18 protein-coding genes are annotated in these 18,993 nt (G+C 43.5%); 2 read left to right on the top strand and 16 right to left on the bottom strand.

Features of this window, described 5'->3' with window-relative positions:
* Positions 1 to 638: 638 nt before the first annotated feature.
* The 5 genes from KFT32_RS12475 to cymR all read right to left on the bottom strand — a co-directional run bounded on the left by KFT32_RS12475 (position 639) and on the right by cymR (position 4,499).
* Positions 639 to 1,709 (bottom strand): AI-2E family transporter, encoded by a 1,071-nt coding sequence (locus KFT32_RS12475; RefSeq protein WP_211747541.1) that lies wholly within the window; start codon positions 1,707 to 1,709, stop codon positions 639 to 641.
* Positions 1,710 to 2,015: 306 nt separating this feature from the next.
* Complete coding sequence (locus KFT32_RS12480; protein ID WP_211747542.1) at positions 2,016 to 2,225, bottom strand: hypothetical protein; 210 nt, start codon at positions 2,223 to 2,225, stop codon at positions 2,016 to 2,018.
* 10 nt (positions 2,226 to 2,235) lie between these two features.
* Entirely contained in the window at positions 2,236 to 2,757 is a 522-nt protein-coding gene (locus KFT32_RS12485; protein WP_211747543.1) for a PRC-barrel domain-containing protein, read from the bottom strand.
* Positions 2,758 to 2,913: 156 nt separating this feature from the next.
* On the bottom strand, positions 2,914 to 4,062 hold the full coding sequence (locus KFT32_RS12490; protein ID WP_211747544.1) for a cysteine desulfurase family protein: 1,149 nt from the start codon (positions 4,060 to 4,062) through the stop codon (positions 2,914 to 2,916).
* A 17-nt stretch (positions 4,063 to 4,079) separates the two neighbouring features.
* The gene (gene cymR, locus KFT32_RS12495) at positions 4,080 to 4,499 is read right to left on the bottom strand and encodes a cysteine metabolism transcriptional regulator CymR (RefSeq protein WP_211747545.1); all 420 of its coding nucleotides are present in this window, start codon (positions 4,497 to 4,499) and stop codon (positions 4,080 to 4,082) included.
* A gap of 277 nt (positions 4,500 to 4,776) precedes the next feature.
* On the opposite strand from cymR, the gene mnmA reads away from it, so the two are divergent.
* The gene (gene mnmA / locus KFT32_RS12500; protein WP_481856332.1) at positions 4,777 to 5,907 is read left to right on the top strand and encodes a tRNA 2-thiouridine(34) synthase MnmA; all 1,131 of its coding nucleotides are present in this window, start codon (positions 4,777 to 4,779) and stop codon (positions 5,905 to 5,907) included.
* A gap of 100 nt (positions 5,908 to 6,007) precedes the next feature.
* Here mnmA and KFT32_RS12505 read toward each other — a convergent pair whose 3' ends face one another.
* The 5 genes from KFT32_RS12505 to KFT32_RS12525 form a co-directional block, all read right to left on the bottom strand.
* Positions 6,008 to 6,550, bottom strand: a complete 543-nt coding sequence (locus tag KFT32_RS12505; RefSeq protein WP_211747547.1) for a PCYCGC motif-containing (lipo)protein — start codon at positions 6,548 to 6,550, stop codon at positions 6,008 to 6,010.
* Between the two features lie 27 nt (positions 6,551 to 6,577).
* Positions 6,578 to 6,961: a fluoride efflux transporter CrcB gene (gene crcB / locus KFT32_RS12510; RefSeq protein WP_211747548.1), complete on the bottom strand. Its 384-nt coding sequence runs from the start codon at positions 6,959 to 6,961 to the stop codon at positions 6,578 to 6,580.
* Positions 6,958 to 7,362: a fluoride efflux transporter CrcB gene (gene crcB / locus KFT32_RS12515; RefSeq protein ID WP_211747549.1), complete on the bottom strand. Its 405-nt coding sequence runs from the start codon at positions 7,360 to 7,362 to the stop codon at positions 6,958 to 6,960. Before crcB (KFT32_RS12515) ends, crcB (KFT32_RS12510) begins: the two co-directional genes overlap by 4 nt.
* 93 nt (positions 7,363 to 7,455) lie before the next feature.
* On the bottom strand, positions 7,456 to 8,775 hold the full coding sequence (locus tag KFT32_RS12520) for a replication-associated recombination protein A (RefSeq protein ID WP_211747550.1): 1,320 nt from the start codon (positions 8,773 to 8,775) through the stop codon (positions 7,456 to 7,458).
* A 49-nt stretch (positions 8,776 to 8,824) separates the two neighbouring features.
* Positions 8,825 to 9,016, bottom strand: coding sequence for a hypothetical protein (locus KFT32_RS12525; RefSeq protein WP_211747551.1), 192 nt, complete (start codon positions 9,014 to 9,016; stop codon positions 8,825 to 8,827).
* 112 nt (positions 9,017 to 9,128) lie between these two features.
* Here KFT32_RS12525 and KFT32_RS12530 point away from each other — a divergent pair, with 112 nt between their 5' ends.
* The gene (locus KFT32_RS12530) at positions 9,129 to 9,638 is read left to right on the top strand and encodes a hypothetical protein (RefSeq protein ID WP_211747552.1); all 510 of its coding nucleotides are present in this window, start codon (positions 9,129 to 9,131) and stop codon (positions 9,636 to 9,638) included.
* Positions 9,639 to 9,865: 227 nt separating this feature from the next.
* On the opposite strand, the gene KFT32_RS12535 is transcribed toward KFT32_RS12530, so the two are convergent.
* The 6 genes from KFT32_RS12535 to KFT32_RS12560 form a co-directional block, all read right to left on the bottom strand.
* Entirely contained in the window at positions 9,866 to 12,034 is a 2,169-nt protein-coding gene (locus KFT32_RS12535) for a HelD family protein (RefSeq protein WP_211747553.1), read from the bottom strand.
* 186 nt (positions 12,035 to 12,220) lie between these two features.
* Positions 12,221 to 13,522, bottom strand: coding sequence for an NCS2 family permease (locus KFT32_RS12540; protein WP_211747554.1), 1,302 nt, complete (start codon positions 13,520 to 13,522; stop codon positions 12,221 to 12,223).
* Between the two features lie 168 nt (positions 13,523 to 13,690).
* The gene (locus KFT32_RS12545) at positions 13,691 to 14,443 is read right to left on the bottom strand and encodes a tRNA threonylcarbamoyladenosine dehydratase (protein WP_211747555.1); all 753 of its coding nucleotides are present in this window, start codon (positions 14,441 to 14,443) and stop codon (positions 13,691 to 13,693) included.
* Between the two features lie 22 nt (positions 14,444 to 14,465).
* Positions 14,466 to 16,244, bottom strand: a complete 1,779-nt coding sequence (aspS, locus tag KFT32_RS12550; RefSeq protein ID WP_211747556.1) for an aspartate--tRNA ligase — start codon at positions 16,242 to 16,244, stop codon at positions 14,466 to 14,468.
* 290 nt (positions 16,245 to 16,534) lie between these two features.
* Positions 16,535 to 17,779 carry a histidine--tRNA ligase gene (gene hisS / locus KFT32_RS12555; protein ID WP_211747557.1) on the bottom strand — a complete coding sequence of 415 codons (1,245 nt, stop codon included), beginning with the start codon at positions 17,777 to 17,779 and terminating at the stop codon, positions 16,535 to 16,537.
* Between the two features lie 768 nt (positions 17,780 to 18,547).
* Positions 18,548 to 18,991, bottom strand: a complete 444-nt coding sequence (locus KFT32_RS12560) for a hypothetical protein (protein WP_211747558.1) — start codon at positions 18,989 to 18,991, stop codon at positions 18,548 to 18,550.
* Positions 18,992 to 18,993: the final 2 nt, after the last annotated feature.

An 18,993-nucleotide genomic window follows, 5' to 3' on the forward strand; every position in this document is an offset into this window, starting at 1 on the left:
TCCTGAATTTCAAACCAAATACGAACGTTTCACTCCTCTAAGCCAATTCGTTTACTACGCATAGTTCATGCCCATAAATCCCGGGCTAAAAAATATAAAATTGAAAAGGTTACTCCCCTACACAAAAGAAAAAACAGGAGTAACAAATACACATAAAAACTAGCGAGCTTCAACGAAAAAACAAAAAAACGCCCCTGAATAGTTCAGGGACGAGAAGTTCGCGGTACCACCCTGGTTATCGCTATCTCTTCTTGGCATAAGGATTATTCATATACATGAATGTCCTAAGCTTAGAGTAGACGAGCGATCGCCTTTGTTAGAACCCAGTAACGGAGGTCATCCGGCGGCTTTAACCGCACTCCGAAATTAGCTTTCCGTCGCTTCATTTCAGGACTCTTACAGCCAACTATCTTAGGAGTGCCCGAAGCACTTCGATAGCAGGAGTCCATTCTCTGTGGAAACACCCTGACGTACTTGATTTCATCACTGTATTTTACGATATACATACATATTTAATTATATCTTTAGAGGATATAGCTGTCAATGTAGCCCAGCGGACACCGTAGGTTATTCTCCGCCATTTATCGAGCCTCACCTCTGCATTGATTTTAAATTTTGGTTTCGTCTATGCCTTCTGTCTATTCAATCGTCTTACGCTTGATATAGTACAAAAAGAAGTGCTGGCATAACACCTTTAATACTGCAAATACCGGCACAGCCAAAATCAAACCTACAATTCCTGCTAGTTCTCCTCCCACTAATAAAGCAAAGATAATGGTCAGTGGATGTAAATGTAACGTCCTACCCACCACCTGAGGAGAAATAACATTGCTCTCTAGAATCTGACATAGCGTATTCACCACAATGACAAAGATAAGCATCTTCACTGATATGGTGGAGGCCATAACAATGGCAGGTGCTGCTCCAAGAAAAGGTCCCAAGTAAGGGACAATGTTAAACACACTAACCACACTTGCTAGAATGAGCGCATAAGGCATACCGATAACAACATAACCAATGTAAGCAAATACACCAACAATGATGCACACAAGGAACTGACCTCTTATGTAATTGCCAAGTGCAGCATCAATCTCTTTCAGAAGCATAACTATTGATTTTCGCTGAGTCCTGGGTAAATAAGAAACAATCGCCTTTTCCATCACATCGAAGTCTTTGAGCATATAGAAGATCAGAAACGGTACGATAAAAATGTTGAAAATCGTGCTAATTGTCGCTCCGATATTATCCATAAAGGCAGATATACCAGTTGCCAAACGATTCTCCATCTGGAACATCCATCCGTTGATCCCGACGCGAACGCCCGGTGGGATGAGGTTGTTATTCATATTGTTCATCAAACTTTGAGCATGCATATTTAGCTCGGGTAAGTGTTCGTTCAACTGCTCCAGCTGTTCCATAAACATCGGTATAACATTCATTAATATGACAGCCAGACAGGTCAGAAATACCGCATAAATAAGCAATACGGCTATACTGCGAGGAACTCTGCGGCCACCCAGCATAGATACAATCGGGTTCAGAACATATGAAATAATCAATGCCACCAGAAAAGGGGCAAAAATGGCTTTCAGAAAAACGTATACACCCAGCAACATAGGACGCAGCAGCCACACAAAATATAAAATAACGAGGGCAAGCAGCACGAGCAGCCCATAACGGAACAGCTTGCTTTTCGTTAGTTGCTCCACATCTAGATTCCTCCTCGGACGGGCTTATCCTTGTAAGTATATGTAGGACGAGGATAAATTAACCCTATGAGAAGAAAGCCTATCTGAGGTAATTGTCTAATAAAAAGCAGAAAACACTTATGCAGCAAGTCAAAAAAACTCTAGCTGCACAAGTGTTTGAATGTGAACCTCGTTTAAGAAAGTCGTTACTTACACGTTATGTATCCCTACCTCTAAACTGATGTTGTAGAGCACGGTTTATGTTACTCACAGGAAACATAACTTAAAGCGTGTTAGACCGTTTATAGAGGAAGTTATTAGCAATAGTTAAGGGGCAAGATGCATTCCTGGGTACTCCTGAGGTATTTCTTCTCCAAAGAAAAGGTCATCCAATGAACTTAGGGTTCCATCCTCTTCTACTTGATACACAGACATTTTTTCTCCATTTACATTCAGTTCTATAAAGCATCCCCAGCAATAAAATTGATGGGAGCCGATTTTACCAATATCTTTTGAATTACAGTTTGGACATTTCATAAATTTCCACCTATCCGTTAACAGAATGAATAGCATCTACTAAATGCTGCTCGCTTGCCGTTGGAACAACGACGGTATGTTCACCCATCATCATCTCATTCGTGCGAGGCAGCCACTTTCGACCTTCCATCAGATCCATCACAAATCCGTCACTGATTTCGAGCCCTAATATATTTTTTCCCATTTGCTGGTCAAAATAAACATCTGTGATACGTCCCAGTTGCAAACCTTCTTGTGTCAGCACCGTCATATCGCGAAGTTTATGATGACCTTTTAAATAGCTGTACTGTATGTTGTCAGCATCCGTTTTACGGACAGCCTGTTTATTTCGAATCATCACTGCATCTTTGCCGTAAGCGACGATGTCTTCCCAAGACACCGTTTTGACTTGTTTGGAAAAAGGTGCTCTTCCATCCAATTCAATTCCGGTAAGTTGCCAGTCATTTGTTAGTATAAAATCACAAATTTTGCCGATGTGCTTGCCTTCTTCTACATCATATACGGCAAGTCCAATCATTTCTTGAAATTTCATGACAGGATTAACCCTTTCATCACCTAATTTAAATTTGAAACGATAAATTATTCTTCACCGTGTGTATTAAAAAAACACGTTAAGACAAGCTACCGCTACATCGGCTGATGACAACAGGACGCACAATCCCTCCTTTGCCCGTATACAAGGAAACCCTTATGCTCTATTACGCAGCCGTCTCATAATGGTTCCAACTTTATTTGCTGTATATACCAAATCTTCTTTACTATTACCCAAACCAAAGCTGAATCGAATCGCAGAATCCATAATTCCTTCCGGCAGATTCATAGCTTCAAGGACATGAGACCTTTCAAGTGAACCCGATGTACAAGCCGATCCGCTTGCCGCAGCAATACCTTCTACATCCAGATTCATGAGCATAGTCTCCGTTTTGACTAGAGGAAAACTCACATTCACAATATGGGAAACAACTTGCTTAGGATGTCCGTTCACAACAATTGCTTCTTCCCCAACTTCATTTTTCAGTTCTTCAATAAAGGTTTGACGCAGCTGAGCGTCATGCTGCATACGTTCTTCCATATCCTTTTCAAGCAGTTCCAGTGCCTTGGCGAAGCCCACAATTCCAGCCATATTCTCTGTACCTGCCCGGCGCTTACGTTCCTGTAAGCCCCCTTGAGTTCTCGGCTCAAGCTTCATGCCTTTGCGTACATATAGAAGTCCAACCCCTTGAGGTCCATTGATTTTGTGAGCAGAAAAACTCATCAAATCAACAGGAAGATGGTGAAGATCGATAGGAATAGAACCTAATGCCTGAACAGCATCTACATGAAAAGGAATATCGTGAGCTTTGGCGATGTGTCCAATCTCCTCGATCTTTTGCACGGTTCCTACTTCATTATTGACATACATGATGCTAATTAAAACCGTATCTGGCCTAATCGCTGCTTCTAGATCAGTCACATCTATCATTCCATAGGAGTCAACCGGCAGATAAGTAACTTCATATCCTTCCTTCTCCAAAGATTCACATGCATGAAGTACTGCATGATGCTCTATTTGACTCGTAATGATATGTTTTCCCTTATTTTCAAAAGCCGCTACTGTACCGAAAATAGCCAGATTATCACTTTCTGTCCCACCAGAAGTAAAAACAAGCTCGTCAGGAGAAGAGCCCAAATAAGCCGCCATCTTATCCCTAGCTTCACTTACGGAACGCTTAGCTGCACGCCCGAAAGCGTGCACGCTTGATGCGTTACCGAACTGGCCAGTCATTACCTCAAACATTGCAGTGGCAACTTCTGGATGCACAGGAGTAGATGCAGCATGATCCAAGTATATATTCACTTTCTTTTCACCCCGCGTTAAATATAGAACATGTAATTGTCCGCGTCGGACTGTTCTTTGTAGGAAATTAGATCTTGCAACGTAGTAGAATCAAGAACATCTGCGATACTATTTCGTATGCGAATCCATAGATCACGTTTAGCCGGATCATCTTCTTCTGTGAAGTCAACGGGAGAGATAGGTCCTTCCAGTACACGGATCACGTCTCCCGCAGTAATCGTATAAGGTTCACGTGCCAAAATATATCCGCCGTACGCACCGCGAATACTTTTAACGAGCCCTGCATTTCGAAGCGGTGCAATGAGCTGCTCCAAATAATGCTCTGAAAGTTGATTTTTTTCCGCGATACTTTTCAGAGAAGTCGGTCCCTCGCCAAAACGCCCAGAGAGTTCCATCATAATTGTTAAACCGTAACGTCCTTTAGTCGATATTTTCAAGTAGGTACACCTCATTAATTTATAGTCACTTGCTTGTTATATCAGTAGAAGTCTATTTGTGTCTTTCTATATTTGACCAATTCACTCTATTCCGATCATAACCCTTTGATAATGGTAACATAAGATACGCGAATATGGAAAATAAACCTTGACGATAATAGTAAAAATGTCCGTCCAGGATGGACATAAACACAGCCTTTCCATTCTATCGTAAGTTAACCACGAATGTGTTACAATAAAACGCGTAAAAACATTCTAATTAAAGATGGTGATGACGATGTCTAACGACAACCAAAACACCCGCGTCATCGTCGGCATGTCGGGAGGCGTTGATTCCTCCGTCACAGCACTGCTACTTAAAGAGCAGGGTTACGACGTCATCGGTATTTTCATGAAAAACTGGGACGACACCGATGAATTCGGTCACTGCACGGCAGAAGATGATGCGGAAGATGTCCGCCGCGTCTGTGAACAACTGGATATCCCTTATTATACAGTCAACTTCGAAAAGGAATATTTTGATAAAGTCTTTTCCTATTTCCTAGATGAATATAAGTCCGGACGGACACCGAATCCTGATGTCATGTGCAATCGTGAGATCAAGTTTGGAGAATTTCTAAATAAGGCGCTCGATCTTGGTGCAGATTATGTGGCGACAGGGCACTATGCAAGACTCATTCAAGAAGATGGAAAATACACACTTCTTCGTGGAGTAGACAACAACAAGGATCAGACCTACTTCCTTAACGCCCTCAGCCAAGAACAACTTTCAAGAGCCATGTTCCCAATCGGCCATCTTCCTAAACCGGAAGTTCGTCGCCTAGCTGAGCAGGCAGGTCTATATACGGCCAAGAAAAAGGACAGCACTGGTGTATGTTTTATTGGTGAGCGTAATTTCAAGGAATTCTTGTCCGGTTATTTGCCAGCCAAATCCGGAAATATGGTCGATATTGAAAGTGGTGAAGTCAAAGGACGCCATGACGGACTCATGTACTACACCCTTGGGCAGCGTCAAGGTCTTGGCATCGGAGGTTCCGGTAACGGACAACCTTGGTTTGTAGCCGACAAGGATCTAGAGAAGAACATTCTTTATGTCGTACAAGGTGATCAGCACCCTAGCCTGTATTCTACAGGTCTAGTCGCAACAGGTGTAAACTGGATTGCAGGTAACGATCAAACCCCGAATGAGCCATTTCATTGCACGGCCAAATTTAGATATCGTCAGCCCGATCAGGGAGTTACACTTACTTGGCGTGAAGACGGCACGGTTCATGTAGCTTTTGATCAGCAGCAAAAAGCGATCACACCGGGACAAGCCGTTGTTTTCTACGACGGCGACGTTTGTCTTGGAGGCGGAACGATCGATCAAGTTGAAAAAGTGTTGAACGAAGCTGATGTTCTGATATAAACACTATTTATAAAACAAAGTTAAAAGCCATCTCTCATGTATTACCATGAAGGATGGCTTTTTTCCTGCCTAAAAGATAATTCTTCATAAATAAAAAATATTATGCTTCTGGCATTGGGGTTGGAGTTGGTTTTGCATAACCTTGCTTGTAAGCCGAATCCATGGCCTCTCGAATCTCAAGAACAGAGCTCCCATCATGCGCCATTTTTGCTGAAGATACGGCAATATCAAGACAGACATTACATCTTGTACCATGGTCATCCCAAACGACTGCACCGTCCGCTTCAATCTCCTTAATGAAACAGTTCAGGTTACTCTTATGTCCCGCACTTTCTCCGCAACCACAATAACAAGGGATGAATTCTAGCACATCCGCATACTGAGCAGATAGTAGATAGATCTTGCGCATCTCTTCGGAATGTCCATCCAGAAAAGCAGGTAGTTCTTTCGGTGATTGTGTTTTCTCCTGGATATCTCCGTTAGCTAGCACTGTGTGATCATGACCGCTGTGTTCATTATTTGAATCGTTTGCGTTTGTTTCCTGACTTGTAGAGACAGGCTCCATTTCAGCTTTCCCGTTTCCACATCCTGATAAAAGAACGGATAATACGATTACACCTGACAACCATGTTTTGTGCTTCATCTAATCCTCCTAGGAAAATTCTATCCATTATGAAATCCAGATGTGAGCTATCCCTATCCCAATCCACGCAGCAATAAGCCCTAGAATAACGGAACTCACAACATACAAAGCGGCCTTCCCTACCTGGTTTGCAGCGATCAGCTGCATGGTTTCATATCCAAACGTCGAGAATGTGGTATAGGCTCCGCAAAATCCAACACCAAGCGTTGCCCACCAAAAAGAAGATATAAGCTCTGCTTTTGAGAGGGCAAACAATATACCTAACAATAGCGACCCACTAATATTAATAAACCAAGTTCCAAAAGGAAATGGATGCTTCGATGTTGTCCCTACTCTTGCCATTAGTTTACGCCCTAAAGTGTATCTCAGAATAGCTCCTGCAATTCCTCCAAGCCCTGCCCACCACATCATAGCTTGTTCTCCTTAAGCAAACGAGGACGGACCATCCATTCACCTATTTTTATACCGATGTAACTCATAAATAGCCCTACAAACACACTCAGCAAAATATATGCTGCTGCCATAACAATGTGTTCGTTCTCAAGCAAATGAATACTGTCTACCGTAAAGGTAGAAAACGTTGTAAAAGCACCAGTAAACCCCGTTCCGATCAGCAATCTCCATTCTGCAGGAATACGCCACTTCGCTGGGGTAACCGTAAAGAACCATCCTAGAAAGAGACATCCCACTAGATTGATAAACAAAACGGCCATTGGAAAAATGGAGGAGGCAGGTTGCAGCCATAATTGCACTCCATACCTGACAACCGTTCCTAAAAATCCTCCAGCCCCTACATAAACCAGTTCTTTCATGACTTCGTACTTCTCCTCTTTACCCTTTGCTAGAAGCAAAGAATGCGATCGTATTCATCTCGTACCCTGCGATTTACGATCCGAACTCAAGAGTTATCGCCCCTGGTTGCGGATACGTCTACGGTCTTGGTTCGCTTTGATTTTGGCTTCATTTCCTTGTTCTGTAGCTTCATAGAAGACGTAGTTCTTGATCTCCTTAGGTAAATATTGTTGCTCTACGTAATGACCAGGAAAATTATGCGGATATTGATATCCGACATGTCCAAGCTGTACAGAACCTTTGTAGTGACCATCTCTGAGGTGCAAAGGAACGTCGGCTGACTTTACATCTTCAATCGCATTCATTGCACTTGAAATGGCCGTATATACTCGGTTTGATTTGGGACTTTCCACTGCGAATAAAATAGCCTGTGCGATGTTCAGCTTGGCTTCTGGCCAGCCATTATTGCGATAGGCATCCAGTGCTGCGACGGCTTGTACCATTGCATTAGGACTGGCAAGACCTATGTCCTCACTGCTTGCCGCTATTAGCCTGCGGATAAACACCATCGGATCCATACCGAGTTTCTCTACAGCATACAAGAACCAGAATAAAGCCGCATCACTTGAACCGCGAATGCTTTTATGAAAGGCGGACAAGACGTCATATTGGGTTGACTCGTCCGCTTTAACAATCGGTCGACGTATGGATTCTTCTGCTACGTCAAGTGTAATATGAACAGACCCATCCTGCTGTGGAGGGGTAGTCAATGCAGCCAGTTCAAGCGCATTGAGCGCCCTGCGAATATCCCCATTCGCCATTGTCGCAATGTGAAGCAGGGCTTCATCATCAGCGGCAAGGTCCATGAATCCCAGCCCTTTCTCGGAATCCAGCAGTGCTCTTTTCATCGCTATAAGAGAGTGTTCCTTCGTTAAGGATCCCAGCTGAAATAAAGTCGAACGGCTAAGAAGGGCTCCATTTACATAATGAAAGGGATTCTCCGTCGTTGCCCCGATAAAAATAATCGTACCTTTCTCAACGGCAGGAAGAAGTGCATCTTGTCTAGAGCTGTTAAAACGATGAACCTCATCAAGAAACAAAATGGTCTTCGTTCCGTACATCGCCTTATTGTTTTGAGCTTGTTCTATCACTTCACGGACATCCTTAACAGATGCATCGACCGCATTCAAGCGAACGAACTGTCCCTTTGTATGATGGGAAATAATATGTGCTAGTGTTGTTTTACCACAACCAGGTGGCCCATAAAGTAGAATGGAAGACACCTGATCTGCTTCAATTGCCCGTCTAAGAAGTTTCCCGGGACCTACAATATGCTCCTGGCCTATATATTCATCCAGATTCTGAGGGCGCATTCGGTCAGCGAGAAGCCTTGCTTGTGGCTCTGAATCCTGACTGAGTGAGAATAAATCCATGATGCATTCACTTCCTTTACTTACTTGAGACCTTACCTCATGCTAGCTTCTATGATAACATATTGCTCTCTTTGACTTGCTCTTCGGTCATAACAAAAACATGCCGGATCGGAACTCCAGGTCCGTATTGTTTACGAATCACTTTCCTTGCTTCTATGGCGGTTCTGGCTTTTACGATCGTTTCCTTTGTCTGTCCATTTACTTCGGTGATGACTACGTACCGCTTGGCACCACATTTCATAAGAACACCTCCATAACAAGCTTCTTTCTAACATTCCAGTTTAAATGCAAGAAACCCTTTTTCTTATATGGTAAAATAATACAATCGAGCGTTAATCAAAAGAGGAGGGCATATGTCCATACGAAAATATTATCCGATGACCCTAGTCCTAACCCTTAATGTTATTCTAATGGGACGTTTTCTGCTCGCATATCAGCGCCATGGAGAAATCCTTTTTGTAGAATATGCAGTTTGCTTTATTATGACAGTCATTCTTTTGACCGTACATTTTGTAAGAGAATATCGCAAACTAAAAATGGTTGCTCTTACAGATGCAATGATTAAGACTGAGATGAAATCCATCTGGCCTGCCTACCTTGTCTCTGCGCTTGGGATTCTAATAAGTATTGAACATATCAGTAGCTCTATTCAATTACATCAGATGCTGCCAAAATTGAAAGACCTGGGGTTAGTACAAGACAACAAGGAAGCCGATATCTTGCATACTATTTTATTTCACAGCTATCTACTTGTCTTCTGGAGTATCCATATGGTTCAGAACTTGTTTAAGCACCGAGAGCTGAAGCATAAGAAGCAGCTCATGGGTCCCCCCACTTTACCTGAAAATGAAACACATGACTAGCCTATTGAATTAGACGGAATGGAGCGATCTCAATTCAATGGGGCTTTGTTCAAAACTGGTTGCTGCTGATGCTCTTGTTCCTCCTCACCATTGTCCGAACCATCTTTGGGGATTTATTAATAACCAAATAAACAAAAAAGCTGAAGATTACTCATACCCCCTTTTAGTGGAGATTATGAATATCCTCAAGCTTTTTATTTATACATAAACATCTATCACGAAAGTGGCTACTCGTTAGGCCATCCTATCGTTACAACCTCATTGGCATCCTGCTCCACATAAACCGGGCGCTCTGCGCCATTCATAAGCCATAACTCATGAAGCGCACGAGTACAGCCTACATAAAGTAGCTTAGCATCCCATGAGCTATTACCGTAGTGGGCCTGATCTGCATCAGCTACAATAACCGCATCGAATTCAAGACCTTTTGACAGATACACAGGCAATACGGAGTATCCTCCCTCATACTGCTTTTTCCCATCATCAATCAAATTAACCTCTACTCCAGAGCTCTTCAGCTCCTCATATAGTTCCTTTGCTTCTCGAAGTGTACGTGTCAAAATAGAAACGGTCCGATACTCTTTATCAATCAGATGTTGCATTGCTTTTTGAAGTGCTGTATTTCTTGCCTCTTGTCCGTACTCGATAAGTCTTACTCCGTCACCACTCCGGAACACAGGAACAGCCGTAATCCCGCTCTGAACCCCTTTTTCGAGAATGGTATTGGCAAACTCAATAATCTCCATCGTGGAGCGATAACTCCGGGTGAGGGCAAAGTAATCGTTATTATCTTCTGCAAAAAGAGTACTCATCTCTTCCCACCGATGAACCCCGCGATAGGCATGAATCCCTTGTGACAAATCGCCGAGGATCGTGAAAGAATGCCCCTTCACAAAAAGATCCAATAAAGCCACATGAAACGGAGAGAAATCCTGTGCTTCATCAATCACGACATGGTCAAATCGCTGTTCCCCAGATATCTCATTCACGAGTACGTGTAAATAAACAAGCCCCGGAAGGTCATCTTCACGAACTATATCCTTTTTCAAATCAGCTGTTGTGGACTTCATGACAGGCAGTGGAATCTGCTTAAGAATTTCTTCCGGCATAACACTTCCGCCCTTGGCTGCCTTAAAAATTTGCTTATACAAAGTGAGAGGCTCGTATTTGGGCCACTTGTTTGCGTATGCTTTTTCTCTGGTTGCTGCTTTTTTCTTTCTCTCTTTCTGTACAGCTGCCGACGGGGCCTTCTTCAGTTCCATCTCTACCCAGCGGTGAATACGGGCCATCACCCGTTCTTTACGTTTGGCAAGTGGATACGGCTTATACTCTTCTTCAAACCATTTTAGGATCTCAGCACGCGGCAGTACTTTTCCATCCCATGGAGAGAAATCCATATCCGGTACCGAACTGATCTCCATCTGTTCTATGCAGCTACGAAGAATGTCCATGAACTGCGTGGAACCCTTAAATCTGCCTGGAACTTCATCGGTAATCTCCGGCAACTCTCCTTCACCTTCAAACCAGTAGGAGAGAGTTTCAGAGGTATCTGCCAGTCGCAAATCCAGACCGAGTATCTTAAGTGCCCAATCGGAAAATGTACTTTGCTGTATGTCACCAACGCCAAGTTCAGGCAATACATTCGAAATATAATCGAGAAACATATTATTGGGGGCAAAAATAATCATCTTATCTGCAGACACTTGCTCCTTATACTGATACAGCAAATAAGCAAGCCTGTGCAAGGCAACGGTTGTTTTTCCACTACCGGCAACTCCCTGAATGATAAGGGCCGTATTCCGAGCTGCCCGAATGATACGATCCTGTTCCGCTTGAATGGTAGAAACGATGTCTCGCAGCTTATTATCTTTATTTTCACCGAGTCGATACACGAGAAACTCATCTGATACGGCCGGTTGGTCGCTATCGCGGTTATATGTATCCGCTACTCGTTCCAGTATTTGCTGCCTGATCACGATATTTCGCTTCAGGTAAACGAGCCCTTCGATCATTCCTTCTGGGGCTTCGTACTCCGCAGGGCCTTCTCCTCCGGTAAAGGAATAAAAAAGACTTGCCACGGGAGCACGCCAATCGATCACAAGCGGCTGGTCCGTATATTCTTCTCGGTCCACTCCGACCTTGCCGATGTACAGCGGTTTTTTATTGTTCGTGCCTTGTTCTTCAAAATCAAGACGTCCGAAATAAGGCTCTTTTACACTTTTGAATAGACGCTGACGACGCTCTTCTCGGCCTGCTTCGAGCACTTGCTCTGTAAAATCATGCCCTGTATACACAGGCACGGCCGTAAGCTTTGCGAGCTGCTGGTCTACTTCCTTCATCGTGTTTTTTAGCCTCTGTTCTTCTTCTTGATAGGCACTTTGAAACGTATCCTCCATGGTTCAGTTACCTCCTAAGAATTTTTTTGCATCGGACGTACATCCGTACCGCAAAAGGAGTATCAATATAACACAATTGATGGAAAAAAGCTATTCTCATTTCCTGCTTAGCTATGCCAAATAAACAAAGAAGCCTTGCCATAACTGGCTAAGCTTCTTTAAAGCGACTTGCTGGAAGATTCAATTTTATAGAAGTGCATAGATAATAAAGTTAAGCAGGAATAGTACTGCTATTCCGTACATTACCTTGGGTACTTCTTTTCCTTTACCTGCTGCAATTTTCGCTACGGGATATGCAATAAATCCGAACGCCATACCATCTACAATACTGTACGTGAACGGAATCATAACCATAATAAGAAAAGCAGGGAAAGCTTCCGTATACTCGGAAAAATTCATATCTTTGACGCTTTGAACCATAAGTCCACCGATGATAATCAAAATCGGTGCAATCGCACTATCAGGAATCAGTGTAAGCACTGGGATGAACAAGAATGTAGCTCCAAAAAGGACCGCAGTGGTAAGCGACGTTAGCCCTGTTCTACCTCCTGCAGCAATACCTGCCGTTGTCTCAGCAGCGGCTACGACCGGACTTGTTCCGAATATTCCTGCAAACACATTGGTAATGGACAGAGCGCGAAGGCTGCCTCGGAACGTTTCCGGACGTCCTATAATGCTTGTATGAGATGCAATTAGCCCAATGTTCTCGAATACAACGATGAGCAGTAGCAAAAATACGGCAATCCAGAACGAGAGTTGAACAAGCCCCCCAAGTGATAACTGGGCAAAGAGTTGTCCATATTGCTGAAGAGGTTCTGCTGCTGACATCATCTGTTCAGGCGCTTCTGCTGCTCCAAGCAGGTAAGCAAGGGCCGTTCCTGTCACCATACTAATCAGTAGTCCTCCTGGGACATTTCGCACAAATAAAACAAAAGCCAGTAGCAATGTAACACAAGCTGTAAGTACACCTGGATCATCAAAATGCCCAATCGTAACAAATGTCGTCTGATGTGACACGACGATCCCACTTTTTTGTAGTCCAATAAACGTAAGGAATAGTCCGATTCCGACTGTAATTCCATGTTGCAGATTGTGGGGAATGGCTTCACTGATCACTTTATACAAACTCGTAAACGCAACAACCGCAAACAAAATCCCCGTCACGGTTACTACTGCGAGTGCCTCTTGCCAGGTCAGTTTCATCGAGTGAACCAGAGTATAAGCAAAAAAAGCATTAATCCCCATACCTGGGACAACAATAATCGGCGATTTGCCGATAAAGGCCATCAATAAACATCCTACAATGGAGGTCAGAAGCGTTCCTACCATTGCTGCCTGCAACGGCATTCCTGCATCTGCCAGAATGGAAGCATTGACCATCACAATATAGACAATGGCAAAGTACGAGATTATCCCTGCTCCCAGTTCTGTTTTCAAAACATCTTCCTGTCCCATTCCAAGAGAACGAGTCCAACCATTTTGCTTCATATTTGTATTCCTCTTTCCTTTTACATTCCATTCTTCTTCACGCTTGTGTGATCTTATCTTAGAGGAAGAATCTCCTCTCACGTGAACATAGAGGCATAGAAAAAGCGTGAACACCAAGCGTCTAGTGTTCACGCGGATTAAAACTAGTTTGTGCATGTTTGTCTTACATTAAGCATTGTTGTCAGCAAGCAGATCACGAATCGCTTCACTGACCATAATCAGTCCAGCTACCGGAGGTACGAATGCGTTGCTAGCCGGTGGCTGCTTCGCTTTCCGTATTTCGGGTGCATTTTCAGGAACAATCTTCTCGGTCACATCCTGACGTGGTTTCATCGGTTGTTCCGTAGAGAAGACGACTTTCACTCCTTTTTTAATCCCTTCCTCTTTGCGAAGCTTGTTACGTATCACTCTTGCGATTGGATCCATTGAGGTTTTAGAAATATCCGCAACCTGAAACTTCGTAGGATCCATTTTATTCGCTGCTCCCATACTGGAGATCATCGGAATCCCTCTTTTACGGCATTCCTTGATCAGGTGAATCTTATACATAATTGTATCGGATGCATCCAGTACGTAGTCCAGTTCATATTTGAAAAGCTCTTCATATGTTTCGTCCGTATAGAACATATTCAGTGCAATTGCATCACATTCAGGATTAATCAGTTTTACCCGATCTACCATGAGATCCGCTTTTTTCTGACCAATTGTCGTTGTCAGTGCATGAATCTGCCGATTAATATTTGTGATATCTACGACATCTTTATCAATCAGAATGATTCGTCCTACGCCGGTTCTAGCCAGCGCTTCTACCGCCATGGAACCAACGCCGCCAATTCCTAGTACAGCTATGGTGCTGTTCTTCAGCTTTTCCAGACCTTCTGGTCCGATGGCAAGTTCCGTTCGTGAAAATTGATGTAGCATGGTGACTTTTTGTCCCCCTTACTTAGTTCTTTTCCGCTTTTACTTTACGTGCCACTCGGATATGAAGTTGCTCCAGTTGTTTCGCATCTACTTCGGAAGGTGCGTTCATGAGCAGATCTGTTGAGCTCGCTGTTTTCGGGAATGCAATCGTTTCACGCAAGTTAGTGCGTCCAGCAAGGAGCATAACCAAACGGTCAAAACCAAATGCAATTCCGCCGTGCGGTGGAGTTCCGTATTCAAATGCATCCATAAGATAACCAAATTTATCGTTCGCTTCTTCAGGAGACAAACCAATGGCATTAAACATTTTCTCCTGTACATCGCGTTTGTAAATACGCATGGAACCGCCGCCCACTTCATAACCATTCAGTACAAGGTCATAAGCTTGAGCACGGATTTGACCTGGATCTGTTTCAAACAGGTGTAGGTCTTCTTCTTTCGGACGTGTGAACGGATGGTGTTCTGCCACATAACGTTTTTCATCTTCATCATAACCAAGCAGAGGGAAATCTACGACCCAAGCAAACTTGAATTTGTTTTCATCGATCAGTCCAAGGTCACGTCCGATTTTCAAACGAAGTGCGCCTAGTACATCAGCTACCACTTTTTTGTTATCTGCTGAGAACAACAGCAAGTCGCCGTCTTCTGCACCTGTACGTTCTCTGATTGCTTCAATCTCTTCCGGAGACATGAATTTAACGATAGGGCCTTTAAATTCCCCTTCTTTTACTTGAATCCATGCAAGTCCTTTGGCTCCGTAACGAGCAGCATAAGGTCCGAGATCATCAATCTCCTTACGTGTCCAAGTACCGCAACCTTTTGCGTTCAAGCATTTTACTTCTCCGCCTTTTTCAATAACGGAAGCAAATACTTTCACTCCACTCGTGGATACAATATCATTCATTTCTACGAGTTCAAGTCCGAAACGAAGATCCGGTTTGTCAGAGCCGTATTTGCCCATTGCTTCTGCATGAGTAATACGCTGGAAAGGAGTCTCGATTTCAACGCCTTTTGTTTCACGGAACAATTTAACCATCAGTTCCTCCATCATTGGGAGCAGTTCGTCCTGCTGCAAGAAGGAAGTCTCGATGTCGACTTGTGTAAATTCTGGTTGACGGTCAGCACGAAGGTCTTCGTCACGGAAACAACGAGCGATTTGATAGTAACGCTCAAGTCCGCCCACCATCAACAATTGCTTATAGATTTGCGGTGATTGAGGAAGAGCAAAGAACTCACCATCATGCACACGGCTAGGTACCAAATAGTCACGAGCACCTTCAGGTGAACTTTTTGTCAGGATTGGTGTTTCTACTTCAACAAAATCTTGCTCATCCAAGAAGTCACGGAACACTTTAGCTGCTTTTGAACGCAGTTTTAAAGTCTTTTGCATTTCTGGACGACGCAGATCCATATAACGATATTTCAAGCGCAGAGATTCATCCACTTCAATTCCATCTTCAATGAAAAATGGAGGTGTTTTCGCCGCATTCAGTACTTCAATTTCAGTAATTTGAACTTCGATTTGCCCTGTTGGCAAGTTGGCGTTGATCGTTTCATCATCACGTTTTACAACGGTTCCAGAAACCGCTAGTACATATTCGGTACGAACGCGGTCTGCGATTTGCAGCGCTTCACCGGAGTATGCCGGGTTAAATACTACCTGTACAATCCCGCTGCGATCACGCAGATCAATAAAAAGGACGCCTCCCAAGTCACGGCGGGTTTGTACCCATCCGTTTAATGTAACTGTTTGTCCAATATGTTCGGTTGTTAGCGTACCGCAATAATGACTTCTTTGCATTTGTAATTGCTCCCTTATATGAAATATGAAAACTCAATGAAAATTCACCCAACTAAATTCTCCCTGCCAGGGAGGACCCCATAGGGCTCTGCCCTCTGGACACCCGGAACTAGCGAAATGACCTCAGGTGATGGATGGGAAAAAAACTGACGCTTATGTTGGGAGTCGCTCCCTGTCCTCTATTTGCTTCGCAAATACGTGGACGTCGCTTCATTCGACTGCTTAACGCCTTCGGCGGTGTGCTGCTCTAGCTTCGCTTAGAGCAGTAGGATCAACATTGCACAACAGCGCTATTTGAGCGTGGACTCAAGATCACTGAGCTTCACGACTTGTTGCTCGCCGCTTTCCATGGATTTGAGCGTAATTTCACCGCGCTCAAGTTCGTCATCGCCAAGAATCGCGGTATATCGTGCACTCAGGCGATCGGCCGATTTCATTTGGGCTTTCATCTTACGACCCAAATAATCTCGTTCTGCGCTAAAGCCAGCTTGACGCAGTTTAAATATCTGTTTAGTCACTTCATGCTCAGCTGCCTCACCTAAGGCAACAAAATAAACATCAAGTGGTTTCACCGCTTGCAGATCTACTCCCTGTTTATCCAGGATAAGCAGGATCCGTTCAAGTCCAATACCAAAACCAATACCTGGCTGGTCTGGACCTCCGATATCTCCCACAAGACCGTTGTATCGTCCACCGCCGCCAATGGTATCAATCGCACCAATTCCTTCGGCTTTCAATTCAAACGCCGTCATGGTGTAGTAATCAAGACCTCTCACCAGACGATGATTAAGTGTATATGGAATCTCCATTTCATCCAAAAACTGCTGTACTTTTTTGAAATGAGACATTTCCTCTTCACTAAGACTATCCAAAATAGAAGGTGCATCCGTAAATTTATCCTGATCCACTTTGCAATCCAGTACACGAAGTGGGTTACGCTCCATCCGAGATTGGCAATCCTTGCACAGTGTATCCTTCATAGGATTCAGGAAGCTAAGCAGCGTCTCCCGGTAAGCAGCTCTGCTATCTGCATTTCCGACAGAATTCAGCTCCACACTAACGCCCTGAAGCCCTAGCTCACGGCAAAATTGATATCCAAGTGCAATGACCTCAGCATCGATTGCTGGTTCAACTGATCCAAACACCTCAACACCAAACTGATGAAATTGACGCTGACGCCCAGCTTGTGGACGTTCATAGCGGAACATGGGACCTGTATAATACAATTTAGTCACGTCAGGTTCACCGTATAGTTTATTCTCTACAAAGGAGCGGACAACACCTGCTGTACCTTCTGGGCGCAGTGTCATGCTACGATCACCTTTGTCACGGAACGTGTACATTTCTTTCTCTACGATATCCGTTGTTTCTCCCACACCGCGTTCAAACAAATTCGTTTGTTCAAAAATAGGGGTGCGAATCTCACGATAGTTGAATCGTCTGCAGAGATCTCTTGCTTTCTCTTCGACATATTGCCACTTTTCCACGACACCAGGTAGTAAATCCTGGGTTCCTGTCGGTTTTTGAAATGCCATCTTCATCCCTCCACTACATCCTAATAAAATCTATACAACAAAAAAATCCCCCGCTCTGTTTCAGTTACTGAAACAGGGACGAGAGATTGCTGAATCGCAAATCTACCGTGGTACCACCCACATTTCGAAAGTTAGACCAGTTCATCCTCCATACAAACGTATGAGAGTAACGAGTCTTTCTATCGCTTCAACGTGTAACGCTCGTCAGCGCGTAATGGCTACTCATGAATATCCAAACCTTATAAACCGGTTGATATCTCTTTCGCCACTCGTTCTCGAGGAAGTCATTCGTCCGGTCATCATGAGAATCCTTACAGCCAGTGGGATTCATCTCTAGGCATGTGGGGCACGGAGTACTTGGTCCTGTCATCAAATCATTTATAACATCTATTATTGTTCGATTGTAATGAACCCATACGTCAAAGTCAAGCATTTCACAACAGAAATTTACACAGCAGGTGATGTATATCCATCTGAAAGTTCCTTTTAATCTGCAATATTAAAAGAAAAAAGAAAAAAACCTACAAAAACGGTTTGTAGGTTAAAAGTAAAATATATTAAAAAAGGGGGTCATGCTGTTATTATAAACAGCGGATATTAACGAACGATGTTGTTTATATTACAACTATGTTACAGAATTGAAAGCGCTTAACCTTTTTGTCGATTTTACTCCTTATTGTTCATAAAAAAAGCATGATGCTCTTTCCATCAAGGAAGAACATCATGCTTGAGCCGTTACTTACTTTTTAGTTCAAAATGAATGTCGATTTAATCGAATACTTCGACAAAACCGCCATTTTGACGAATCTTGTTTACAACATCATTATATTCATCCTCTTTCACCTTACAAGACAGCACATAATGGAGGTCGTCAAGATCATCCGATGATATACCCTCCGCATTTAGTATACCGCCTTCCCGGTTACCGTTAATATCAGCAGCAGCAACTTCGTCACGTTCGTTATCTGTAATGATTGGGACAACTGGAGTTCCCTGGACTGTACCCATACCGGCTACACCAGCACCCCCAGATGTGCCCGTTCCGCCTACTGTGTTATTCGGTACAAACGGAATTAATATGCGATTTTCCCTTCCAATATTGGATTCCAATGCTCCAACCTCTAGTTGTTCTGTCGCATAAACTTGTAGTGAAGTTCTTGCCCCTTCTGCCTCATCCTCGGTTCTAAAGTACGCTTGTATCATTTTTGTCATGA

The sequence above is a fragment of the Paenibacillus sp. Marseille-Q4541 genome, assembly GCF_018310695.1.
Taxonomy (GTDB): Bacteria; Bacillota; Bacilli; order Paenibacillales; family Paenibacillaceae; genus Paenibacillus.